The 627-nt window shown below is 45.3% G+C and carries 1 protein-coding gene; it reads left to right on the plus strand.

Annotated elements, in window-relative coordinates:
* Nucleotides 1-387 (plus strand): helix-turn-helix transcriptional regulator (locus tag R7Q09_RS26595; protein WP_318144000.1); only part of this gene is annotated, 387 nt, incomplete at its 5' end.
* Nucleotides 388-627: the final 240 nt, after the last annotated feature.

Here is a 627-nt window from a genome sequence, read left to right on the forward strand (position 1 = left end):
AATGAGAAAAAACATGGACTCAATAAGGGGTTTAACATGCTAAATGAGAACATTAAGAGACTCCGAGAGGAAAAAGGAGTCACTCAGCTTGAAATGGCTAAATCTGTCGGAGCATCGGCAAAAACCGTTATGAACTGGGAATCAGGCAAGACTGAACCAAAAGCATCAGAGCTAGTTTTAATAGCTAAAAGACTTGGGGTATCAGTTAATGAAGTGCTTGGAAGAGAACAGAATCCACACGAAAGACTGATAGAGAAAATTAGTTCAGCGATTGGGGATTTCAACGACGCGGAGATCGAATCACTCTCGATAATGGTCGAAGGTTTGTATTTGAGGAATCAAAGCAACAGGGCTAGAAATAATTTCTCCTCAGATAAGACTCGCTAACGCTCAAACACTGGCGCGCTACGCTTGCGAATACACGGAGAACACTGATGGTTCAGTGGAATTTACCCCCGTAATACTAGACGGGGGTTTGGCTCCGCTTTTAGGTCCCTCCCGCAAAGCGGGCCCCTCCCAAAATGCTCGCAATACCGCGCACATAATAAAAAAGGGCTCGTATAGAGCCCCATGATTAAGTTCGGTGTGGAAGTGCCAAGGTTTGGTGTCCTACATGTTCCGCTTCCT

The sequence above is a fragment of the Vibrio sp. 2130-1 genome, from assembly GCF_033339515.1.